The organism is Paenibacillus dendritiformis, assembly GCF_945605565.1.
GTDB lineage: Bacteria > Bacillota > Bacilli > Paenibacillales > Paenibacillaceae > Paenibacillus_B > Paenibacillus_B dendritiformis_A.
Genome location: NZ_OX216966.1, coordinates 5,780,629 through 5,799,774, shown reverse-complemented (window position 1 = coordinate 5,799,774; position 19,146 = coordinate 5,780,629). Strand labels below are relative to the sequence as shown.

Genomic DNA, 19,146 nt, shown 5'->3' with positions numbered 1-19,146 from the left:
TTCCTCTGTTTCTTACAATGCTTGCTTGCCTGCACGTTCGCGCCAGTAGTTCAGCAGATCCTCCAGCGTCCGTTCCAGCGGGATCTCCGGCTTCCAGCCCGTCTGCCGGGAGAATTTGGAGTTGTCGCCCAGCAAAATCTCGACATCCGATGGGCGCATCCGGCTTGGATCCGGCACGATGTCGATGTTGACGTTGCTGAAGGAGAGCAGCATGTTCAGCATTTCGCGAATCGTGACGCAGGAGCCGGAGGCGATGTTGTAGCATTCGCCGGGCTCGCCTTTTTCCAGAGCAAGCCAATAGGCCCGCACGACATCCCGCACATCCGTAAAGTCCCGCTTCGCATTCAGGTTGCCGACATGGACGACCGGCGGCCGAATTCCCTTCTCAATCTCGGCAATCTGCTTGGCGAAGTTGGACGTCACGAACTGCTCGCCCCGGCGAGGGCCCGTATGATTGAAGGTACGCGTGCGGAGCACATGCAGACCGTAGCTTTTGAAGTATTGGTAACCTAGATAATCTTGTGCTGCCTTGCTCACAGCGTACGGACTCAGCGGCCGAAGCGGGTTGTCTTCGGTAATCGGCGTCTCGTGAGGCTCGACATGGCCGTATTCTTCGCTCGAGCAGGCGAGCTGGATCTTGCAGTCCAGATCGTGACGGCGGACCGCCTCGAAAATATTGAGCTGTCCCGCCACATTGTTCGTAATCGTATCGACGGGAGAATTCCAGGAGGTCGGGACGAAGCTCTGCGCCGCCAGATGGAAAATCAAATCCGGCTTCTCCTGCGTCAGCAGCGTCTCGACGGAGAACGGATCGCGCAGCTCGCACTCCGCCAGATGAATCTTCGATTCGATATGGCGGATATGCTCCATCCGGCTCCGGTTGCGAATCGTTCCGACTACCTCGACGCCCCGATCCAGCAAATATTCCGCCATATGGCTTCCGACAAACCCGGAGACACCGGTAACCAGCGCCTTCATGTAAGGGAATCACCTCTCTCATATAGTTGCGGCATGGGGGCGGAGAATGCGGGCTCCGCGCACCCGGCACAGACCTAATCATCAGATGCCACATCTTATGGGATTCACCTATAAAAGGCCACGGCATTCGTACCGGTTTCTGATTTTTTTGCCTATGGGACTGCATCCCGCTCCCGTTGAATATCATGCACGTCTCCGTCAGGAAGGAACTTGGCGACATCAGGCGGAATGCCATGCCGCATGCAGTAGATCTCCTTCGTGTCGCCGGGCAGCGCCTCGGTGCTGTCCAGAAGCAGCCGGAGCGCGAACTCGTTCGCCTGCCGCTCGAATTTGCCGACGGAGAACAGCGTGTTCCGCTCGATGAAGAAATGGCCGGTTCCCGTATGCAGCCGGTCATGCGCCAGCTCATGCGCGCAGACGAAGCGCTGCCACTCGAATGGCAGATCGGTGTTGATCACGATATAGCGGCGTCGCAGCTTGCGGTAATAGAAGCCGCGCGTCGAATTGCCGAGCCGCGCCTGCTTGACGATAATATTCAGCCGCTGCGCCAGTTGAAAAGGACAGTTCGTTTTGTATTTTCGAATCAGCTTGCTTACGATGTTCTCAACATCCATGCCATGCACCCCGCGGTTTCAAGGTTCGAATGTTCATTCCGTTCGCTTTGGCTTCCGTTTGTTCCTCTTCTTCGCATCCCAGAACAAGGCTTCCAGCACTTGAATGACCCGTTCGCGGTCGTCTTCGTCCATCGGGACGCCGTCGAACATGACCTCCGGATCCTCCTCCAGCATTTTGCGGAAGTCACGCTTGTCCTTGGCGGTGGCCCATTCCGGAATCGTGCCCGCCGCATGCAGCGCGAGCGGGTTGTCCGTCCGCCCCAGCAGATAGTCGGCAGAGGTGTGCAGCATATCGGCCAGGCGGCCGATAATATCGCTTGGCGGCGTCGTGCGTCCCGCTTCATAGTTGGCGACATTCGCCCGCTTCATATCGAGCGCATGCGCGACGTCATCCTGGGAGAGGCCGTGCTTCAAGCGGAGCTGCTTGATTCGTGAACCCATCACTTCTCTGTTCTTGCCAGTCATCGTTATCACCCTCGTCCTTTAATATATGAACATCAATTCATCATTGACGCTCAATTCGGCGGTATGGTATGCTTGCAGTATAACATTACGAACATTTGTTCTCAATAGGTTTGGTGTGCGTTGCTAGAAATAAATTTCTTTTAGTATAAATCGTTATTGTAAATAACGAAAGAGTCCCTGTTCAGAGGTTGGGGAGAATGACAATGGCTTATTTAGGCAGGCGTAATGAACTCATTGTTTTCTGATTGTTGTTTTTAATAACTTTTATAGTTTTTTTATATTTATTTTATATTATAAATAACGTATTGGGGAGTGGTTCACGATGTTGGCAACCATTAATCGGGCAGAGACGCGCAAGCGGGTAGAATCGGTGTTGGCCGTGGCGAAGCTGTACCGCAAAGCCGGAGCGGTTCGCCGGGAAATGCGGACGACGCTGGCGTATATTCCCCGTTACCACGGTGCGACGCACAAGGTCGGGAAGCCAGTCGAGGAGACCGCGGTCCACAATGTTGAGAGGGAGCAATATATGAAGACCGTCCATGACAATGTGACCAAGGCGATTGCCCATCTGGGCGAGGCGGAGCGGGGCGTGATCGAGCGCTGCTATCTCAGCCCGCAGAACAGCACGCCGGATTATTTGCTCTGCCATGAGATGAATGTTAGCGAACGCACCTTCCGCCGCATCAAGGCACGAGGGGTAATGGAGCTGGCCTTCCTGCTTGGGCTGGAAGTGTATGCGGAGTAGCACTCCAGTGGGCTGGAGGGGATGCCCGGGTGCCGGTTGTTCCCCCGCTGGCCTGCCGCTTGTCCGCTCGTTGGCCGGATGCTGGCACGCGGAAGGCGGACTCCGGTGATAAGATAGTAGTGTGAAGTGGTGTGCCATTGGACCCGTCTAATGCGGCCTATTGGCAGACCGTTAAGAGAGACCATTCGGATGAGGATGCCGGGTGGTCTTTTATTATTGGACCGCTTCACGGGAACGTACGCCGGATTGCAGGGGGGAGTAAAAGTGTACAGTGCCGAGATGAGCCATGAGTACCCGGATCATACGCTGCGCTTCCGGGTCCAGTATGCGCTCACGCTGCTGCGGGATCGGGAGCCGGGCAGCAAGGTGGAAGCAATGGCGCAGGAGGGGCGGATTCGGGATGGATAAGCATCTGGAGGGGGCCTCGATGCGCAGTGTCATCCGCCAGCGGTTGATCGATCGGATTCCGGCTGTCAACGGCAAGGTTCTTGACACAGGCGCTGCGGAAGCGGACGAAGCGAAGCCCTACCTTATTCTCACCATAGGTTCCGAGACGGTAGAGAACGACTGGGCCGGCCCCAGCTGCAAGATCGAAGTGACGCCGTATGCGGCGCCTACGGAGTTTCCGCATGTAGACAGCCTGGCCGCCGCCGTCATCTCCGCGCTGGATCGTCAACGATTGACGGACGCCATCAGCGGCAAATCCATCCTCTGCCGGTACACGGGCGCAGGCTCGGACACGGTGGATGAGAAGCTCAAGGCGGTCACCCGAAGTGTCCAGTTTGAAGTGTTTTCCCTGGGATGGATGTCCCATGCGCAGCTGGAGCCGGACCCGGTCGCGGCGATGTTCGCATGGACCCGCGAGCGCTTCCCGGCCATAGAGGCCGACCCCGCGGCCTGGAATCCATCGGAGGATACACCCGCCTTATACTGGCGTGTGGCCGCCATCCGTAGCATCCAGACGGTGAGCCAGGGAGCCTGGATCGACGCGACGCTGCGCGGGCATCTGCTGGTTCCGCATGCGGAAGCGCGCAGCCGCTGGCTGGAGCTGACGGTGCGGCAATTGGCGCTCGATGGGCAGGTCCGCATGCTGGATCAATCCCCTATGCTGATCCAGAGCGTATCGGCTGACGGAACCCAGGACGCTTGCCGCGCTGGACAGATCTCGCTGGATGTCCGGTTCGGCATCCTGCAGACGGCGGCGTCATCGCCGCTGCTTGACCATATTCATATCGGAGGTGCGTAACATGGCGGAAGCCAAAGAGTCCAAACCTAGAAAGCGGCAGCCGGAAGCCTCTTATACGAAGGCGGAAATTATGGCTGCCTCCGCTCAATTCGGTGTCTCGCCGGATGCGATGGCGGGAGCCTTGCGCCGGGTCCCTACAGACAGCTTGACCCGAGCGGAAGCGGAAAAGGCAGTTCAAGAATTTCAGAAAAGGCAGGTGTAGCCCATGTCAGGGGCAACGTTTATTTTAGGTGAACAGAAGATTCGGCCGGACGTATATGTCCGCTGGCATAATGCCGGCGGCGCCCGTGTCGTCACAGGAACCGTCGGCGTGGCTGCGGCCGTGATCCAATCCAACTGGGGACCGCTTACGCAAGTCGTAACGGTAAAAGCGCCCGGTGAATTGGCCGGGCAGCTTGGCGACGGCCAGGGCCCGGATTGCATCCGGGAAATTTTTGCGGGCGGTGCCAGCACGGTGTTGGCCGTTCGCGCCGGCACGGGGGGAACCCAGGCATCGCTTGAATTGAACGATATCGCTGACCCGGCGGCCAAAGTGGTCCGGCTGCTCACCAAGTATCCAACCACGCGGCAGATGACGGTCACGATCCGCGACTCGCTGGAAGATGTGACCATGCGGGAGTTCGTGCTGCATGAAAATACACGCCAGCTGGAACGGCTGCTGTTCGCCAAAGGAAGCGAGCCGGAGCATCTTGTCGCGGTCATCAATGAACAGAGCCATTACTTGACGGCGGCAAAAATAGCGGACGGATCCGGGGAGCTCGATGCGCTGCTGGATGCCCCGCTTACGGGCGGTGCAGACCCAATCGTTACCGGCGCAGACTACGCGAATGCGTTTGAACGTCTCGAACGCAAATTTTTCGATACCGTCATTGTCGATTCGGAGGACGCTTCCGTTCATGCCTCCCTCCATTCCTTCGTGAAGCGAATGCTGGCCGAAGGCGGCGGGCGAATCATCGGCGTGGTCGGCGAACCGTCCAGCGTTCCGTTTGCGACGCGCAAGACGAACGCCATCGCATTCAATGATTTTGCCATCGTTTATGTCGGCAACGGATTTCGGACCGCCAACGGTCCCGTGGAAGGTGCAAGAGCGGCTGCCCGGGTTGCCGGCGTCATTGCTTCGAGCGCGTACAATGCCAGCTTGACGCATGTTCCTATGACCGGCTCCATCGATCTGGTCGGGGAACTGACGAATGCGCAGTACAAAGAAGCGATTCAATCCGGGATGCTTACCTTCTCCCTCAACCCGGACGGCATGGCGCAAATCGATTATGGCATCAACACGAAAGTGACGCTTCTGGCCGACGAAGACGAAGGCTGGAAAAAAATTCGCCGCACCCGCACGCGCTATGAGCTGATCGACCGGATCGTGTACACGCTGCATCCTTATCTGGGCAAATGGAACAACAACGCGGATGGCCGCGCCTTTGTCGTGACGATTGCGAATGGCATTATCCAGACGATGATCCGCGAGGGCGGACTGGAAAGCGGCCAACTGATCGTGGACCCTAATCATCCGCCGCAGGGCGATTCGGCCTGGTTCCGCTTCTCGGAGCTGGTCGATCTGGACAGCATCGAAAAAATATACCTGGATTTCGGCTTCCAATTCTCGCCGCAATCTGCGTAACCGTAAGGAGGAACAACGATGGCACAAGACGCACGTTATATTTTCCGCGACTGCGTTCCTGATGGAAGCATCGACATCGCCAATGTGCAGGTAGGCGAGATTATTAACCGCTCATGGAGCTTCCGGGTCAATAGTCCGCCGGACATTCAGCAGATGCTGGATCGCGGCGCCTTTGATTTCCGGAATGTGTCCAGAGGATACAATGGTGAATTATACGATGGCGAGGGCACCTTCCTGGCCGAAGTCAACACTTGGCAGGCCCAGCTCAACGTGACGAACAGCGATTACCAGCCGGCAGGCCAAAAGCATACCTGGGCATTAATGCAGAGCTACAGCATGACGCTGACCTTTACCGAGACGGTGGTCCGCGATGCGGTGCTGTTCAAGCGCCTGGTCGACAGCCTGCGCTCGCAAGCGCCGGATGCCGTATTTAATTTCACCGGCGTGATCCGTGCAAGCCGCTAATCACGAGAGGGCAATCAACTTAATGGAGGATAGAGATAAATGAAAAAAGACAATGAACCGATCCAGTCCGAAACGCTTTTGGCCAATGAAACGGACATCCTGCGCGGTCTTCTGGATGCGGCGGCGAACACGGAAGGAGAACGTCAACTCATCGAGATCGCCCGCAAAGGAAAGGTGTTCTTCCGCTTCAGCATTCGTCCGTTGGCAGAGGCGGAATATAACGCTTGCCGGGACAAGGCCACCAAGTATAAGAAAAACCGCCGCCTGGGCGGCATCAAAATGCCGGACGACACCGACACGGCGAGATACCGCTCGTATCTGATCTATGAGGCGACGGTTCCCGAAGACCAGCAAAAAGTATGGAACAACAAGGCGGCCTGGGATCAGCTCAATGTCATCAGCGGCGTACAGCTCATTGACAAGGTTCTGCTTCCTGGGGAAAAGGATGCGATCATCGAGCAGATCGACCGTCTGTCGGGCTATGATCTGGATGACGACGAGAGCAGCGAGGCGGAAGAAGTCATAAAAAACTAATAGAAGCGGGAGGGGTTGCCACCCTCCTGCATCATATTTTCCAGCGCCAGGGGAAATTCCCGAGCGAGGTGATGAAGCTGCCCGAAGGAGAGCGGCTTTTTTGTCTTGTCAGCACCAAGCTGGCGCTGGAATCCGAGATAGAGGAACGGAAGCGAGCTGCATCGCTGGGAAGAGGGTGATTGCGGGTGGCGAAAGAAGCCTATCGCATAGATATATCCGTGGCTGTCGACGATCGTTCCGAACCCGCCCTTTCGAAGATAGAAGGTAAAGTAAGCAAGCTGGACAAAAGCGTAGAGCGCACGCGCAAACAGCTCGAACGGATGAACCGGACCCGGTGGCAGATGGCGGTCCATATAGCGGATCGGGCATCTGATGTGCTGGTCGCGATTAATGCTCGAGTGCAGTCCATATCAGGGAAAACGTTCCGATTTACCGTTCGCGTCCTTGATTACGCTTCCCGGCCATTGCGCATGATCGGCCGACTGGTCAGCGGCGGCATGGCATTACTCGGCCCGGCGCTTGGAGCCGCTGCGTCCGGATTGGCGGGTCTGTTCCAGACCGCTGCGAAGTTCGAGCAGAGCATGGCCAACGTCCGGATGGTCACCCATGCCAATGCGCAAGACTTTGCTGCGCTCCATCAGCGTGCCCGTGAGTTGGGCACATCGATGCCTTTTACGGCCACTCAGGTTGCCGATGCTATGGGATCTCTCGCTGGCGCCGGCTTCACCGCCAAGCAAGTACTCGCCGGGATCGGCCCGACCTTGCTGCTTGCCTCTGCCGGCCAGATGGATCTGGCGGAAGCGGCGAACCTGGCATCGGGCGTGCTGTTCGGCATGCGCATGCCCGCGGCGCAGCTGGAGCGTGTCGTTGATGTCATGGCAAAGACGGCCGCGACGGCGAACACGAGCATCTCGCAGTTGGGCAGCGCGTTCTCCCTTGCGGCTCCGGCTGCGGCAGACGCGAACATCGCTATCGAGCAAATGTCCGCGGCTATCGGGGTGCTGTCCAGTCATGGCATTCAGGGCGAACGCGCAGGCAAGGCGATGCGCCTGATGCTCATGCAGCTTAACGACACTTCGAGTCCTGCGGCGAAAAAGCTGAAAGCGATGGGGCTGGAGCTGTGGGACGCGCAGCACGCATTCAAGGGCTTGATTCCATTCATGGCGGAAGTCGAACGCAAGGGATTGCGGCTTACCGATGTGACCAATGCGTTCGGGGCGCACACGGCCGATGCCGCTTCCATCTTGCTGAACACGGGATCGGAGAGCTTCGCGTCCTATGTCAAGCAGCTGGAGCAGGCGCAAGGCGCCGCCAAGAAAATGTCCAAAATTCAGGAGGACACCTTGCTCGGGTCCATCCGGCGGCTGTCCGGCGCATGGGAAGGCATCGCCATCTCGATTGGAATGCAGGCTGTGCCTGCCTTGAGAGCCTGGATCGACCGGATTGCCGAAGCGTTTACGCAAAGCAATGGACTGGCGGACATGATCGGCCGGAAAATCAACCATGTCTTTACGAAGCTGCTCGACATTATGGATTCGGATGCCTGGAACAACGCCAGCGTGTTCGGGAAAATCCGGTTGCTGTGGGATGAAATTGTGGTCGCTCCCTTCAACGAATGGTGGAGCGGCGGCGGACGCGAACGAGTGATTGAAGCCGCGCATAAGATCGGGGCAGCCCTGGGCGGAGCGCTTGGCGGCTACCTGATGGGGGTATTCGGCATGGCTTCCAAAGATGCCGATGTGGATGCTTCTCCATTTGTTCAAGCGGGCTCCACAGCCGGACGGGCCTTCCTCGAGGCTTTCCTTGAAGCATTTGATGCGGGAAAAATCGTGGGCAAGGCTCTGGAGGCATTCAAAAATGTTCAGCCGACCTGGCTCGGCGGAGACACAAGCAGTCCGCTGGGTCAGACGCTGGCATTGCTCCTGGATGCTTGGTTCATATCCAAGACCGTCCAATTCCTGGGTAAGGGGAAACAGTTCTATAAAAATGCGAGAAAGTGGATTGGAGGCGGATCGTCCGCTACGATGGCCGAGACGACAGCAACTGCCGCTACGCGAACGGCCCGCGCTGGCACCTCTAAGCGTTCGCCATGGTACCGCCGCTGGCTTCGCGGTTCCGCGGCAGCGGACGCGATGCCGGGTCCGGCGGCGCAGTTCCCGTCGGATTACCGTCCCGCCGGCAAGCGGTACTGGCGCACTATCCCGCTGGATCGCACCTATCGCCGGGACGACGTCGTGCGTATGGCCAACGCCGGGCAGCTTGGGCGGTATAGCGGGCTGGAGAAAGCGTTTGGCGGACCTGCTCCGATGTCGAGCTGGCGGCAGCGGCTGCTGGGCAAGGACGGAAACGCAAATATCGTCAATGCCGCCAAACAAACCGGCCGGTTAGGGCGAATCGCATCCGCGGCATCAAGCGGCCTTCGATTGCTTGGTCGAGCGTTCATTGGCTTAACGGGACCAATAGGCGCGGTTATGACCGTTGTCTCGCTCGCCGGCTCTGCCTGGTCTTGGTACAAGCAGCGGCAGGAAGAGGCGGAGCAGCGGCTCATTCATATGGGAGACGGATTACGGGCTGCCGCGTCGGAAAGCAATCAGGCATTGCAAAAGTCGCGGGATACCCAGGCGCTCATCGATGAATACCGCGAGCTTGACGATGCCGTACGCCGAAATTCGGACTCCTCGGGAGAGCTGGCTGCCAAAAAGGAGCGTCTGGCCGGTATTACGGCGACGCTGCGTGACATGTATCCGGAGTTGATATCGCAATATGATGCCGAGAACGGGAAAATACCGGAGCGAATCGGGACGATTGAGAAAGAAATCGAATTGGAAGACAAGTTGGCGCGCATGAAGCTGGCGCAAGCCGTCGCTGACGGCAAGGGGAATTTGCCGTCCTTGATGGAGAAAATCGGAGAGATGGAAACCGATTTTTCTAACTACGAGAAGCAGTTTGAGCTGGCCCATCAAGTCAGACAAGGGCTTCAGGATATCGTAATGGAATGGAAGGCGATGCCGGAATACAGCCGGACCAATGAAGCTCACGAAGAATTTCTTCAAAGGGCCAATGAGATCGGTAAACCGCTTGGCAACTATTATTTTCATATGACTGCAGTGGACATGGATGCTGAAAACTTTCGAAAGCAAGCGGCAGAAGCGAAGGCAAAATATGAAGAAACTGGTGCGAATCTAATGGCAGCGCGGCAAAGCGTCCAGGATTATTATGATGCCGCGAGGACACAGATTGAAATGAACTTTGGCGGCGATATAGCGCAAGGCGCAGCTCGTCTCGAAACGATGTTACAGACGCTGCAGGCACTGCAACAAAGCAAGTCCCCGTCTGCCGAACAGCTGGCAGCGCTCAAAGATACTCTGCCCATACTATCCGACTCATCCGCGACGGCCGCAGACAAACAAAGGGCACTGCAATCCGCGATTGATCAATTAAAATCGAGTCTGATCCCGGCGATTGACCAGCTTCGGCTGCTGAATCAAGAAGTGACCATCTTGCCGAGTGACAAGAAAATAAATATCGAAGTGCTTTATCAGCAAAGCGGCATTGAGCAGCCGCCAAAGCTTCCAAAGCCAACATTTATGTTCGATTTCTTCGCTAATTTGGAAGAACCGAAGTTTCCCATGCACGCGAACGGCGGATTCATAACCCGCCCCCATATCGGACTGGTTGGCGAGGCGGGTCCGGAAATGATCGTGCCTCTCTCTCCAGGCAAGCGAGCACGGGGGCTGTCGCTGTGGCAGCAAGCGGGCTATTTGCTTGGCGTGCAGCCTTATGCCGTGGGCGGCTTGGCTGGCGGACCGCAAATGAGCATCAGCGCCCCGGCGATGAATGAATCGTCCGGAACAGCAACCGCCAGATCTTCCAAGAGCCTGGGCGGCATCCATCTTGGCGGCGTGACGATGAACTTCACGCTGGAAGGCAGCAGCGATAATCTGCTCGATTCGCTCCGCCGGAACGGCGAAGAAATCGCGGACTATATTGGCGGCGTGATTGCGCAGAAGATCGAAGACGCAGCGCAAAACCGTGTTTAATCCGCTTCGACCTCAAGCAACCTTCTCGGTGCTGAGAACCGGCCTTTTTCAACACGTGCTAAAAGGGAGGCGCATATGGATTTCTACTTGTCGGATGGGTCAAAAAGACTGCTGTTTCCGTTGAACCCGCAGCAGGTCACGGCTGCTACGGCGGCGCGTATGGTCACGTATCAGAGCATTGCGCTGGGCGAGTTCACGATGCCGCGCGGTACGGTGCCGACACGGTTCAACTGGGAGGGGATTTTCCCCGGAGAAGCGCGGAAGGAGAGCGTGACCGTCAAGTCCTGGCAGTCCCCGCAAGCGATTGCAGGGCTTTTGTCCAGTTGGCGTGACAAAGGTCAAAAATTGAAGCTGCTCATTACCGAGACGCCGATCAATCACGATGTGTATATCCAGACATTTGACCATACGTGGCTGGGCGGGCATGGCGATGCTCAGTATTCGATTGAACTGGTGCAAGCCAAGATGATCATGATCTCGGAAAAAGGCCAGAAGGCGAAGCCAAACGGAACAGCCGCCTCTGCCGGACGCGCAGCGCCGCCGCCTCCGGCAACCTATACCGTGAAGCCGGGTGATACACTGTGGGGCATCGCGAAGCGGTTTCTTGGAAATGGAGCGCGCCACGGTGACATCTACCGCATCCCTGAAAATAAAAAGCAGATCGGCCCGGATCCGAACAAGATCAAGCCGGGCCAGGTCCTGCGGCTGCCTGTATAGGAGGTGCCGCCATGATCAATATCGCTGACGTGAAATACGACCTATCTGTTCTCCTGCCTGCAGGGGAACAGATATCACTCACCACGCTAGCCAGCGGCTTAAGCTGGGAAGAACAGCCTAATGAACTGGCTGTCCGTTTGTCTTTTTCGATACGGAACCAGAAATGGAATGGGAAATGGCTGCATCAGCAGCTGCAGCTCGGCGCCCGGACGATCTTAAAAGCGGATTGGGGCCAGGGATGGAAAGAAATCCATCAGGGCATCATTTTCGACTGGGATTATACGCAGGATGGCAACGGCGTCTTGAAAATTAAATCGTACGATATGCTGATTTACCTGTTGCGGAGCAAGGACGATCGCTGGTACAAGAACGGCACGCAAGCCTCCGTCATTATCAGAGATATTGCGAAGGCCTGGAATATTCCGCTCGGCCAGATGGATCTGCCCGGTGTTGCCTTAGCTGCGCAGCCATTCCGCAGCCAGACCTTGGCTTCGATGCTGACATCCGTCATCGATCAGGTGCGCAGCCGCGGCAAAGGCCACTATATTATCCGCGCCAGCAACGGCAAAATGCATGTCGTCAAAGCCGGACAAAACAAACCCATTTATCAATTCGACGCTGACGTTGTGAGCAGTGCGAGCGATCAGCAGGATATCGAGAATCTGGTGACTCGCGTCAAAATCGTCAGCAAGCAAGCCGGAGAAGTGGAACATGAGGGGCCGGGACAGGGGACGAAAAAAACGCGGCTCAAAATCGATGATACCGTGAATGGCCAGACAAAATACGGCATTTTGCAAGAGATCATCTATTCCCAGCAGTACGACACGGTCGCCGCTGTGCGGGAGGCTGCGCAGGAAGTGCTGAAGGAGCGCGGCAAGCCGCGCAGACGACGGAGCGTTACGGCTCCTGATCTTCCTTTTCTGCGGCGCGGGGACAAGGTCTATATTGCAGCCGGCACGCTGCTTGGCTATTACATCATAGACGGGATTCAGCATGATGCAGACAACCGCAGCATGACGATGGAGGTGGTCGACCATGAGTAAAAGAGAGTGGGCTGGGCGCTTGCTGTCCGCTATGGACGGGAGGGTGTCGCGACGCGTGGATACGTTGAACGTTATTGACCTGGGCACGATCCAGGACGACGGCAGCCTGCTGCTAGATCAGTTCGCCGTTCCGATTCCGGCGGAAGGGTATTTGTTGGCCGATTGGGATTTCACTGTCCCCGTATATTCCCGAGTGGCCCGCCTGGCTTCTCCTGTTGTCGAGACAGGGGAGGATACGGCAGAGACGACCTATTCCGCATTGACCCGGTTTGATTTTGTCACTGGGGAGGATGGAAGCCGGCTTGCCGATGTCAGTCCCCGCTTCGCATCCGGAGACCGGGTCCTGGTGCTGTGGGTATCCGGAGAGCCTATCATTATGAGCAAGGTGGTGAGCGGCGATCATGCCTGAATTATTTCCTGCGTTCTCTATGCCGTCTCTGGTCGAGAATGACAGCCCGAATGATGTTCAGTATCCCGAAAGTCCACTGTTCGATTTCGCAACCGGTGATTTTATCATCGATGGAGCCGGGCGCTTCGTGATGGCCGATGGCCATACGGCGTGGGCGCAATGGTGCCAGAAGGCCGTCTTGACCGAACGCTTCGCCTGTCTCGCCTACTCGAGCGATTACGGAAGCGAGATCCAGAATGCGATCCGCCAGCCGACCCGGGCCGCTGCTCGTTCCGAACTGGAGCGCACCATCACCGAAACGCTTCTTGCTGATCCTCGGACGCAGATGGTTGCCGATTTTGAGTATGAATTTGAAGGCGATTCGGTCAGGGTATCCTTTACGGCCGTGCCGGTCATTGGACAAGAGCAACGAATGGAGGTGAGCGTATGAGGGAACTGCCTCCTTTTTTACAGGAAGACACGGAAGAGGTCATTCGAGACCGCATGCTGTCGCGGCTGCCGGTCAGCCTGGATCGTTCGGAAGGATCGTTTCCGTGGGATGTGCTGGAACCGGCGGCGATCGAGTTGACCCAGGCAGCCGACTGGGCCAAGGAGGTGTTGCGGCGCGCATTTGCTTCGACGACGTTCGGTCCCTATCTTGACGAACGCTGCGCGGAGCACGGAGTGACACGGCGGCCTGCCGCCACAGCCCGGTCAACGGACAAAACAATCCGCTTTACAGGCAAACCCGGCGCGGCCGTCCCGGGCGGGTACGTGATCGCGACCGAAAGCACAGAGTCAACGCCTGCTCTGCTGTACCGGGTGATCCATGGCATTTCGCTGGCGGAGAACGGCGAAGGCTTTACCGATGTGGAGGCTCTCGATGCAGGGCGATCCGGCAATGTGCCCGCGGGAGCGATTCGCCATTTGAGCGAGCCTGTGCCAGGCATTACAGCCGTGACCAATCTGACCGCGCTGGAAGGCGGTACCGATGAAGAGAGCGACGATTCGCTGCGGGAACGGTTTCTGTTAAAGGTCCGCACTCCGACCGGCAGCGGGAACAAATCGGATTATGAGCAATGGGCGCTCTCGATTCCCGGCGTGGGCGGCGTAAAAGTTATTCCGTTATGGGCCGGACCGGGTACGGTTAAAGTTGTACTTATCAATGAAGAGAAAACAGCCCCTGCTCCATCAGTCGTTGAAGCCGTTGAAACTTTTATCAAAAATGTGTGCCCTATCGGTGCGATTGTAACCGTTGTTGGAGCCAGCGAGGTTCCGATTCATGTTTCCGTCACCGTGACGCTCAGCAGTGAAGGCTCTTCTAACGAGGTACGAGAAATGATTCAGGACGGTGTCCGCGCATACTTAAAGACGCTGGCATTTGCCGATCCGCTTGTTCGCTATACTCGGATTGCAAATATCATTTTGGATATCCCTCCTGTTATTGATTACGGAGCCCTCAAAGTCAATGGAAATGAAACCAATATTGAAATTGCGCAAGATGCGGTTGCGATTCTTGGGACGGTGACGATTAATGTCAGTTAATTCGTCGTTCAAAAGCAACCGGGGTCCAATTATGTTGGGCTATCTACGCAAAAAACAATACGAATTATCCTCGATAATGCTCTCGATACTGGATACACAGGGGATTGAGTTGGATGGTCTATGGCAAACCTTCGACTCCATACTGGAGCAGTGTTATCTTGAACATGCAACTTGGGGGCTCAACATTTGGGAAGAGGAATGGGATTTACCAACCAGTTACGAGGACAGCTATGAAACCCGCCGTTCCCGAATTAAGGCCAAAATTATCGGTGGGGGTACCTTTACGGAACAAACGGCCTGCGACCTGGCGAATGCGTATAGCCAAACTAGGAATGCACTTTTCTTGCCATTGCATGAATCGTATGCTTTCAAGACGATCTATGATATTGATGACCTAACCAGTTATACCGGCCTTAAATTTGCATTCGAGGAAGCGAAACCGGCTCATTTGCTCCATATCGTAGAACTGATGATCGACTTATTCATCTCTTTTCAAGTGCAGGCTTCAGCCAAGGTGAAAAGCCGTATAAAGCTCGATTACGCCTCGGAGATCATCGGTGGGTCTAAATTAAAAGGCTCATACTTGTACCTTGGATTTAGCCGTTATGAAGTTGATGATGTTGACGAGCTCGTTTTTAATGGGGCGTGGAAGTTTGATGGCAAGCAATCATTTAGCGGGATGAATCCGTTCGGGCTCGATTTTTATCTGGATAGTGCGGATCTGTGCAGCTTGCGTCACATTCGCGCAGGTCAGGTTATTGATGAGGAAGTCTTTTGATGGGGGTGAACATATGGCAACCGCAAGAACGAAAGTATATCGCGAGAAGCTGGCTCGTGCTGCGGCCGGAATTGATCCTATGGTGAAAATCACTCATATCGGCATCGGCACCGGCGGCGCAGATGCGTCCGGCGTTCCAAAGTCGTTGACCGGAGACGAAACCGGTCTGTTCAATGAAGTTTTTCGCAAAGAAGTAAGAACAATTATGCCCGAACCGACTAGGGTACGTTATTCTTTATCCGTCCAGGCGAAAAATGACGGTTTAGCTGGTACGGGAATCAACGAAGTGGCCCTATTTGATGCTGACGGGGCACTGGCCGCTATCAAAACGACGACGACCAAAAACCTGGAAGCAACTGACGAGCTTGAATTTGACTTCGATGCACTTTTTTAATAAGGAGTGAATCACCGTGAGCATTAAGGGTGACGTTTTGCCAGGGGGAATAAACCAAGAAATTCAAGGCGTGACGACGCAAACAAGGGCACATCCTGATGACTTCAACCCGAATGTCCTTAAACCGCTGCTTGATAACGATGTCACCATTAGTAAGCAGTTAGAGACTCTTCCTTCTGAAGCTCTTACCTTCAGGCCCGGTTATCAAACTGTTGAATCCGAACAAGATACGCCGTTCCGGCTAGGGGAGATTAAGGGGCGGACGTTGGTGAATTTGTTGGGGCGGGCGGGGGCTTGTGATGACTTGTCTTTACTGGGTAGTTTTCAAACCACAAATACGATCGAAAACGAAACGGTAAAGGTAATCATTAACAAAGATGGTTTTGGCGTTGCACCGATTACATTAGATAAAGTAATAAAAGCAGGTAAGTATTATTTACTGGCCGGTTCAATCAAGAATGGTACAGCTGAATCAGCCTCATTGGCATTCGGCGGCAATGAGGGTGGGGGACCGTTGGTACCCGTAACCAAAAAAGAAGATTTGCAGTTCGTCTATATGAAAAAGACGAGCACAAAGGATTTGGATAAAGTTAACATTGACTTAGGGGTAATTGGATCAATAGGTCAGTACGCATACTTTGACTCAATTAGACTCTATGAAATATCCGAAGCAGAATATAACGCGATAGATTCCATGACACCGGAGCAGGTGGAATCACACTTTCCATACGTCGACAGCGTGACTAATGTCAAGAACCCATACGCTATCGTAGCGGGTGGCAATCTGTTGCCGCCGTTTTATGAGTGGACGACCTACGGAGCAGGTGCAACAAAGGTGATTGAGCCTTATGTCGGGCAAGTAGTTGGAACGGGATCAGGGTTTGCATTCGGGTATAGAATCCCTTGCATAAGCGACACAACGTATACATTTACGGTAAACCGTTCGCACTCAAAAAGTGTTATTGCGTTACAGTCATTTGATGCTAATGGGAACTTATTAAACCACAACGGCGATTACATCGAAAGTGACACAATATCAATCACTACCACTAAAGATGATTTTATAATTGGGGTATTGCTTGGTTCTGGTTTTAATCCACCCGGGGGACTCTTAACGTTTGAAAACCCTATGCTCACCATCGGCACCGAACCGAAATCCTTCATGCCACAACAACGCAGCATGCTCGCCTTCGAAACGGAGCTGGCCGCTCATCCGGTAGACTGTAGCAATCCCGATACGATCTTTATGGGGGACGATGGGCTGCCGTGTGTGAATGAGTGGTGGGGTAAGATAGTACCTGACGCACATTTGGGCTACCATATTGCCGGAAATCCATCATCAACATTTAAAGTTGTAGGAGTGAACCGAATAGGCGGCCCGGTTTTAATCGCACACACATTTGGAACGAAGTATGATGGCACATTGCTTAGGCAGGGGCGTGACGCAGTTGCAACTTGGGAGGCTCCAGATATAGCATATGTCACGATGCCTTATATAGGAGAGACATATTCCAATGCATATATTTCCGTCGCCAACACAGACAGCGGATGGGGGGCGGAATACAGCCCGACGCAGGATGAGATTAGGGCGTATTTCTTGGGGTGGCGGATGTTTGAATGGGGGCGATGGAATAATCAACCCTATAACCGTACAGATGGACTCGAAAAAGCTTGGGTACAAATTGGAGAGACGAACTATTCAAGTCCAGAGTTTACGACTCGAACGGTTCCTACAACTATGGCAACCGCATTTGAGTACACCCCATACCGCCTCCAATACCTGAAGTCAAAGCCAACCGTCGAACCCGTCCGGAACTACAAGCTGGGTGCGACACTCACGGCAGGATCGAACATGGTCGAGGTCGGCAGCGGTATAGTACTGAGAGAACGGGCGAATCCGGTATATGCGAGAGGATACGGCGCATGGAACATTAACAACTTCAACCCATCGTCAAAGTTGACTCACAAGACATCGAGAATACTGTCTGTAACACGAAATAATAAACGCGATCATCAATGGGCGATTGAAAAGTTTAATCCTGTCGGTGAGTATGGCGCAGAGTTGGCGACTATAAAGGAATACAACTTTGCCCCAACTGCTGTCTACCACGTTACCTATACGATGCTCGATCCAACGCTTCCAGCTCCCATCAGCGGCACCGTGGCCGCGAACCTGCGCGGGACTGTATCGGACTTGGTGCAGGATGTAGGCGATGTAGAGCGGCGACTGAGCGTGGTGGAGACGCAGAAGGCGGAGAAGGATGCTGCACCGCCGCAATGGATTACACCTACGCTGCTGAACGGTTGGACGCTATCGAGCAATGGAGTGTTCCCCGTCCGATACTATAAAGATGGCGTAGGAATTGTGCATGTCAACGGGATCGTTACTGGAGGGGCAACAGAAACCGTCGTGTTTCGCCTACCCGCTGGATACAGGCCAAAAACGACAATCAGAACACCTTCGATCATCATGTCGGGGACAAACGTCTTTATTGCCTACTTGGACGTTAAGGCCAGTGGCGATGTAATAGCCGTCTTTCCCACTCAAAGCACGCACCTGACATTACAGGTGTCATTCCTGGCAGAACAATAAAGGAGGCGCGACATGAAAGAAGCACTCATAACCGACCTCTCCGGACGCTACATCGAACCGACGCTCGTTGCGTACTCCGTAACGGGCGTTTTTGATCGGCGTGAACCGGTTAAGCCGAAGGATGTACTTCCCGAAGCGGAGCAAGAGGGCGATCAACGAGCCGAACCGGAAACCGTACTCGTAGGCTACACGGTCGCCGTGCCGATGCCGGATGGACTCTATCAGCCTATATTCGATGTGGAGGGCTATCGGGAGGCGCAGGAGGCATACAATGCCGCATTCATCGACTACCAGGCCGCCATGGCCGAATACGACCCAGATAGCGACATTCCTCATCCAGACCCGCCGCAGCCCGTGGACGGTCCAAGCTTCTGGCGAAACGGCCTCACGGATGAGGAAATAGAAGCGCTTAACCCGCCGCCGCAACCTTCCCAAACCGACGTGCTGGGCCAAGAACTGACGCAAATGAAAATCAAAAATATTCAACAGCAAAGCGTCATCGATAATCTAGGCGCGGAGTTGGCGAAGGCTAAACTTGAACTTATCAAGCTCAAAGGAGGACAGTCCGCATGACTTTCTGGAAGCTTGCATTTGACTGCATATGGATCGACGCGGAGGGGCTGCGCGCAGCCGTGAAAACAGAGTCCAATCCTTTCGGAGAAATTTCACCGGAAGAGTACAAAAAGATTACAGGAGTTGATTTTAACTAGGGGGACTTTCCCCGTATCAAGGTGCACGATGTAATGAAACTCCCTGAGCTGGAAGTGAACGACTGTTTTGAATCTCCTAAAATGCCGTGGCACCGCCAATCCGTCTCTGGCCTTCCGCTTGTCCGCTCGTTGGCCGGATGCTGGCACGCAGACGGGCGGCTTGCGGTGATAAGATAATAGCGTGAAGTGGTGTGCCACCGGACCCGTAGCTAAGAAGGGACGGGGCAAGCCATAAATAGAGACCATTCGGTTCAGATTGCCGGATGG

22 protein-coding genes are annotated in these 19,146 nt (G+C 55.0%); 18 read left to right on the top strand and 4 right to left on the bottom strand.

Features of this window, described 5'->3' with window-relative positions:
- Positions 1–12: 12 nt before the first annotated feature.
- The 3 genes from NNL35_RS26055 to NNL35_RS26045 form a co-directional block, all read right to left on the bottom strand.
- Positions 13–978 carry a GDP-mannose 4,6-dehydratase gene (locus tag NNL35_RS26055; protein WP_006675221.1) on the bottom strand — a complete coding sequence of 322 codons (966 nt, stop codon included), beginning with the start codon at positions 976–978 and terminating at the stop codon, positions 13–15.
- A gap of 152 nt (positions 979–1,130) precedes the next feature.
- Positions 1,131–1,592 (bottom strand): ImmA/IrrE family metallo-endopeptidase, encoded by a 462-nt coding sequence (locus NNL35_RS26050; RefSeq protein ID WP_006675222.1) that lies wholly within the window; start codon positions 1,590–1,592, stop codon positions 1,131–1,133.
- Between the two features lie 33 nt (positions 1,593–1,625).
- Positions 1,626–2,057 (bottom strand): helix-turn-helix domain-containing protein, encoded by a 432-nt coding sequence (locus NNL35_RS26045; RefSeq protein WP_006675223.1) that lies wholly within the window; start codon positions 2,055–2,057, stop codon positions 1,626–1,628.
- 322 nt (positions 2,058–2,379) lie between these two features.
- Here NNL35_RS26045 and NNL35_RS26040 point away from each other — a divergent pair, with 322 nt between their 5' ends.
- From NNL35_RS26040 to NNL35_RS26010, 7 genes are all read left to right on the top strand, one after another.
- The gene (locus tag NNL35_RS26040) at positions 2,380–2,802 is read left to right on the top strand and encodes an ArpU family phage packaging/lysis transcriptional regulator (protein ID WP_006675224.1); all 423 of its coding nucleotides are present in this window, start codon (positions 2,380–2,382) and stop codon (positions 2,800–2,802) included.
- 216 nt (positions 2,803–3,018) lie between these two features.
- Positions 3,019–3,210: a hypothetical protein gene (locus tag NNL35_RS26035; RefSeq protein WP_006675225.1), complete on the top strand. Its 192-nt coding sequence runs from the start codon at positions 3,019–3,021 to the stop codon at positions 3,208–3,210.
- Positions 3,203–4,048, top strand: coding sequence for a hypothetical protein (locus NNL35_RS26030; protein WP_006675226.1), 846 nt, complete (start codon positions 3,203–3,205; stop codon positions 4,046–4,048). Before NNL35_RS26035 ends, NNL35_RS26030 begins: the two co-directional genes overlap by 8 nt.
- Before the next feature lies 1 nt (position 4,049).
- Entirely contained in the window at positions 4,050–4,250 is a 201-nt protein-coding gene (locus tag NNL35_RS26025) for a YqzN/YkzM domain-containing protein (protein WP_006675227.1), read from the top strand.
- Positions 4,251–4,253: 3 nt separating this feature from the next.
- Positions 4,254–5,672 (top strand): phage tail sheath subtilisin-like domain-containing protein, encoded by a 1,419-nt coding sequence (locus tag NNL35_RS26020; protein ID WP_006675228.1) that lies wholly within the window; start codon positions 4,254–4,256, stop codon positions 5,670–5,672.
- 18 nt (positions 5,673–5,690) lie between these two features.
- The gene (locus NNL35_RS26015; protein ID WP_006675229.1) at positions 5,691–6,137 is read left to right on the top strand and encodes a hypothetical protein; all 447 of its coding nucleotides are present in this window, start codon (positions 5,691–5,693) and stop codon (positions 6,135–6,137) included.
- A gap of 39 nt (positions 6,138–6,176) precedes the next feature.
- Positions 6,177–6,671 carry a phage tail assembly chaperone gene (locus tag NNL35_RS26010; RefSeq protein WP_006675230.1) on the top strand — a complete coding sequence of 165 codons (495 nt, stop codon included), beginning with the start codon at positions 6,177–6,179 and terminating at the stop codon, positions 6,669–6,671.
- On the opposite strand, the gene NNL35_RS26005 is transcribed toward NNL35_RS26010, so the two are convergent.
- The gene (locus NNL35_RS26005) at positions 6,668–7,024 is read right to left on the bottom strand and encodes a hypothetical protein (protein ID WP_254553863.1); all 357 of its coding nucleotides are present in this window, start codon (positions 7,022–7,024) and stop codon (positions 6,668–6,670) included. The genes NNL35_RS26010 and NNL35_RS26005 overlap by 4 nt on opposite strands.
- Between NNL35_RS26005 and NNL35_RS26000 the strand changes: the two genes are divergently transcribed.
- The 11 genes from NNL35_RS26000 to NNL35_RS25950 all read left to right on the top strand — a co-directional run bounded on the left by NNL35_RS26000 (position 7,013) and on the right by NNL35_RS25950 (position 18,879).
- Positions 7,013–10,711, top strand: a complete 3,699-nt coding sequence (locus tag NNL35_RS26000; RefSeq protein ID WP_254553862.1) for a phage tail tape measure protein — start codon at positions 7,013–7,015, stop codon at positions 10,709–10,711. The two genes, NNL35_RS26005 and NNL35_RS26000, sit on opposite strands and share 12 nt — an antisense overlap.
- Positions 10,712–10,786: 75 nt before the next feature.
- The gene (locus NNL35_RS25995) at positions 10,787–11,428 is read left to right on the top strand and encodes a LysM peptidoglycan-binding domain-containing protein (protein ID WP_006675232.1); all 642 of its coding nucleotides are present in this window, start codon (positions 10,787–10,789) and stop codon (positions 11,426–11,428) included.
- Between the two features lie 11 nt (positions 11,429–11,439).
- The gene (locus NNL35_RS25990; protein ID WP_006675233.1) at positions 11,440–12,471 is read left to right on the top strand and encodes an XkdQ/YqbQ family protein; all 1,032 of its coding nucleotides are present in this window, start codon (positions 11,440–11,442) and stop codon (positions 12,469–12,471) included.
- Positions 12,464–12,880, top strand: coding sequence for a peptide methionine sulfoxide reductase (locus tag NNL35_RS25985; RefSeq protein ID WP_138985602.1), 417 nt, complete (start codon positions 12,464–12,466; stop codon positions 12,878–12,880). Before NNL35_RS25990 ends, NNL35_RS25985 begins: the two co-directional genes overlap by 8 nt.
- Positions 12,873–13,310: a DUF2634 domain-containing protein gene (locus NNL35_RS25980; protein WP_006675235.1), complete on the top strand. Its 438-nt coding sequence runs from the start codon at positions 12,873–12,875 to the stop codon at positions 13,308–13,310. The genes NNL35_RS25985 and NNL35_RS25980 overlap by 8 nt, the downstream gene beginning before the upstream one ends.
- Positions 13,307–14,404 (top strand): baseplate J/gp47 family protein, encoded by a 1,098-nt coding sequence (locus NNL35_RS25975; protein WP_006675236.1) that lies wholly within the window; start codon positions 13,307–13,309, stop codon positions 14,402–14,404. The genes NNL35_RS25980 and NNL35_RS25975 overlap by 4 nt, the downstream gene beginning before the upstream one ends.
- Before the next feature lie 34 nt (positions 14,405–14,438).
- Positions 14,439–15,182 carry a putative phage tail protein gene (locus tag NNL35_RS25970; RefSeq protein WP_254553861.1) on the top strand — a complete coding sequence of 248 codons (744 nt, stop codon included), beginning with the start codon at positions 14,439–14,441 and terminating at the stop codon, positions 15,180–15,182.
- A gap of 13 nt (positions 15,183–15,195) precedes the next feature.
- Positions 15,196–15,576 (top strand): phage tail-collar fiber domain-containing protein, encoded by a 381-nt coding sequence (locus tag NNL35_RS25965; RefSeq protein WP_006675238.1) that lies wholly within the window; start codon positions 15,196–15,198, stop codon positions 15,574–15,576.
- Positions 15,577–15,592: 16 nt separating this feature from the next.
- The gene (locus NNL35_RS25960; RefSeq protein ID WP_006675239.1) at positions 15,593–18,169 is read left to right on the top strand and encodes a hypothetical protein; all 2,577 of its coding nucleotides are present in this window, start codon (positions 15,593–15,595) and stop codon (positions 18,167–18,169) included.
- Positions 18,170–18,181: 12 nt separating this feature from the next.
- A complete protein-coding gene (locus NNL35_RS25955) occupies positions 18,182–18,742 on the top strand; it encodes an XkdW family protein (protein WP_006675240.1) in 561 nt (186 codons plus the stop codon).
- On the top strand, positions 18,739–18,879 hold the full coding sequence (locus NNL35_RS25950) for a hypothetical protein (protein WP_006675241.1): 141 nt from the start codon (positions 18,739–18,741) through the stop codon (positions 18,877–18,879). Before NNL35_RS25955 ends, NNL35_RS25950 begins: the two co-directional genes overlap by 4 nt.
- Positions 18,880–19,146 lie beyond the last annotated feature (267 nt).

Coding starts and splice junctions, on each gene's coding strand:
- NNL35_RS26055 (WP_006675221.1), bottom strand. CDS start 978: ATGAAGGCGCTGGTTACCGGTGTCTCCGGGTTTGTCGGAAGCCATATG.
- NNL35_RS26050 (WP_006675222.1), bottom strand. CDS start 1,592: ATGGATGTTGAGAACATCGTAAGCAAGCTGATTCGAAAATACAAAACG.
- NNL35_RS26045 (WP_006675223.1), bottom strand. CDS start 2,057: ATGACTGGCAAGAACAGAGAAGTGATGGGTTCACGAATCAAGCAGCTC.
- NNL35_RS26040 (WP_006675224.1), top strand. CDS start 2,380: ATGTTGGCAACCATTAATCGGGCAGAGACGCGCAAGCGGGTAGAATCG.
- NNL35_RS26030 (WP_006675226.1), top strand. CDS start 3,203: ATGGATAAGCATCTGGAGGGGGCCTCGATGCGCAGTGTCATCCGCCAG.
- NNL35_RS26025 (WP_006675227.1), top strand. CDS start 4,050: ATGGCGGAAGCCAAAGAGTCCAAACCTAGAAAGCGGCAGCCGGAAGCC.
- NNL35_RS26020 (WP_006675228.1), top strand. CDS start 4,254: ATGTCAGGGGCAACGTTTATTTTAGGTGAACAGAAGATTCGGCCGGAC.
- NNL35_RS26015 (WP_006675229.1), top strand. CDS start 5,691: ATGGCACAAGACGCACGTTATATTTTCCGCGACTGCGTTCCTGATGGA.
- NNL35_RS26010 (WP_006675230.1), top strand. CDS start 6,177: ATGAAAAAAGACAATGAACCGATCCAGTCCGAAACGCTTTTGGCCAAT.
- NNL35_RS26000 (WP_254553862.1), top strand. CDS start 7,013: ATGGCGGTCCATATAGCGGATCGGGCATCTGATGTGCTGGTCGCGATT.
- NNL35_RS26005 (WP_254553863.1), bottom strand. CDS start 7,024: ATGGACCGCCATCTGCCACCGGGTCCGGTTCATCCGTTCGAGCTGTTT.
- NNL35_RS25995 (WP_006675232.1), top strand. CDS start 10,787: ATGGATTTCTACTTGTCGGATGGGTCAAAAAGACTGCTGTTTCCGTTG.
- NNL35_RS25990 (WP_006675233.1), top strand. CDS start 11,440: ATGATCAATATCGCTGACGTGAAATACGACCTATCTGTTCTCCTGCCT.
- NNL35_RS25985 (WP_138985602.1), top strand. CDS start 12,464: ATGAGTAAAAGAGAGTGGGCTGGGCGCTTGCTGTCCGCTATGGACGGG.
- NNL35_RS25980 (WP_006675235.1), top strand. CDS start 12,873: ATGCCTGAATTATTTCCTGCGTTCTCTATGCCGTCTCTGGTCGAGAAT.
- NNL35_RS25975 (WP_006675236.1), top strand. CDS start 13,307: ATGAGGGAACTGCCTCCTTTTTTACAGGAAGACACGGAAGAGGTCATT.
- NNL35_RS25965 (WP_006675238.1), top strand. CDS start 15,196: ATGGCAACCGCAAGAACGAAAGTATATCGCGAGAAGCTGGCTCGTGCT.
- NNL35_RS25955 (WP_006675240.1), top strand. CDS start 18,182: ATGAAAGAAGCACTCATAACCGACCTCTCCGGACGCTACATCGAACCG.
- NNL35_RS25950 (WP_006675241.1), top strand. CDS start 18,739: ATGACTTTCTGGAAGCTTGCATTTGACTGCATATGGATCGACGCGGAG.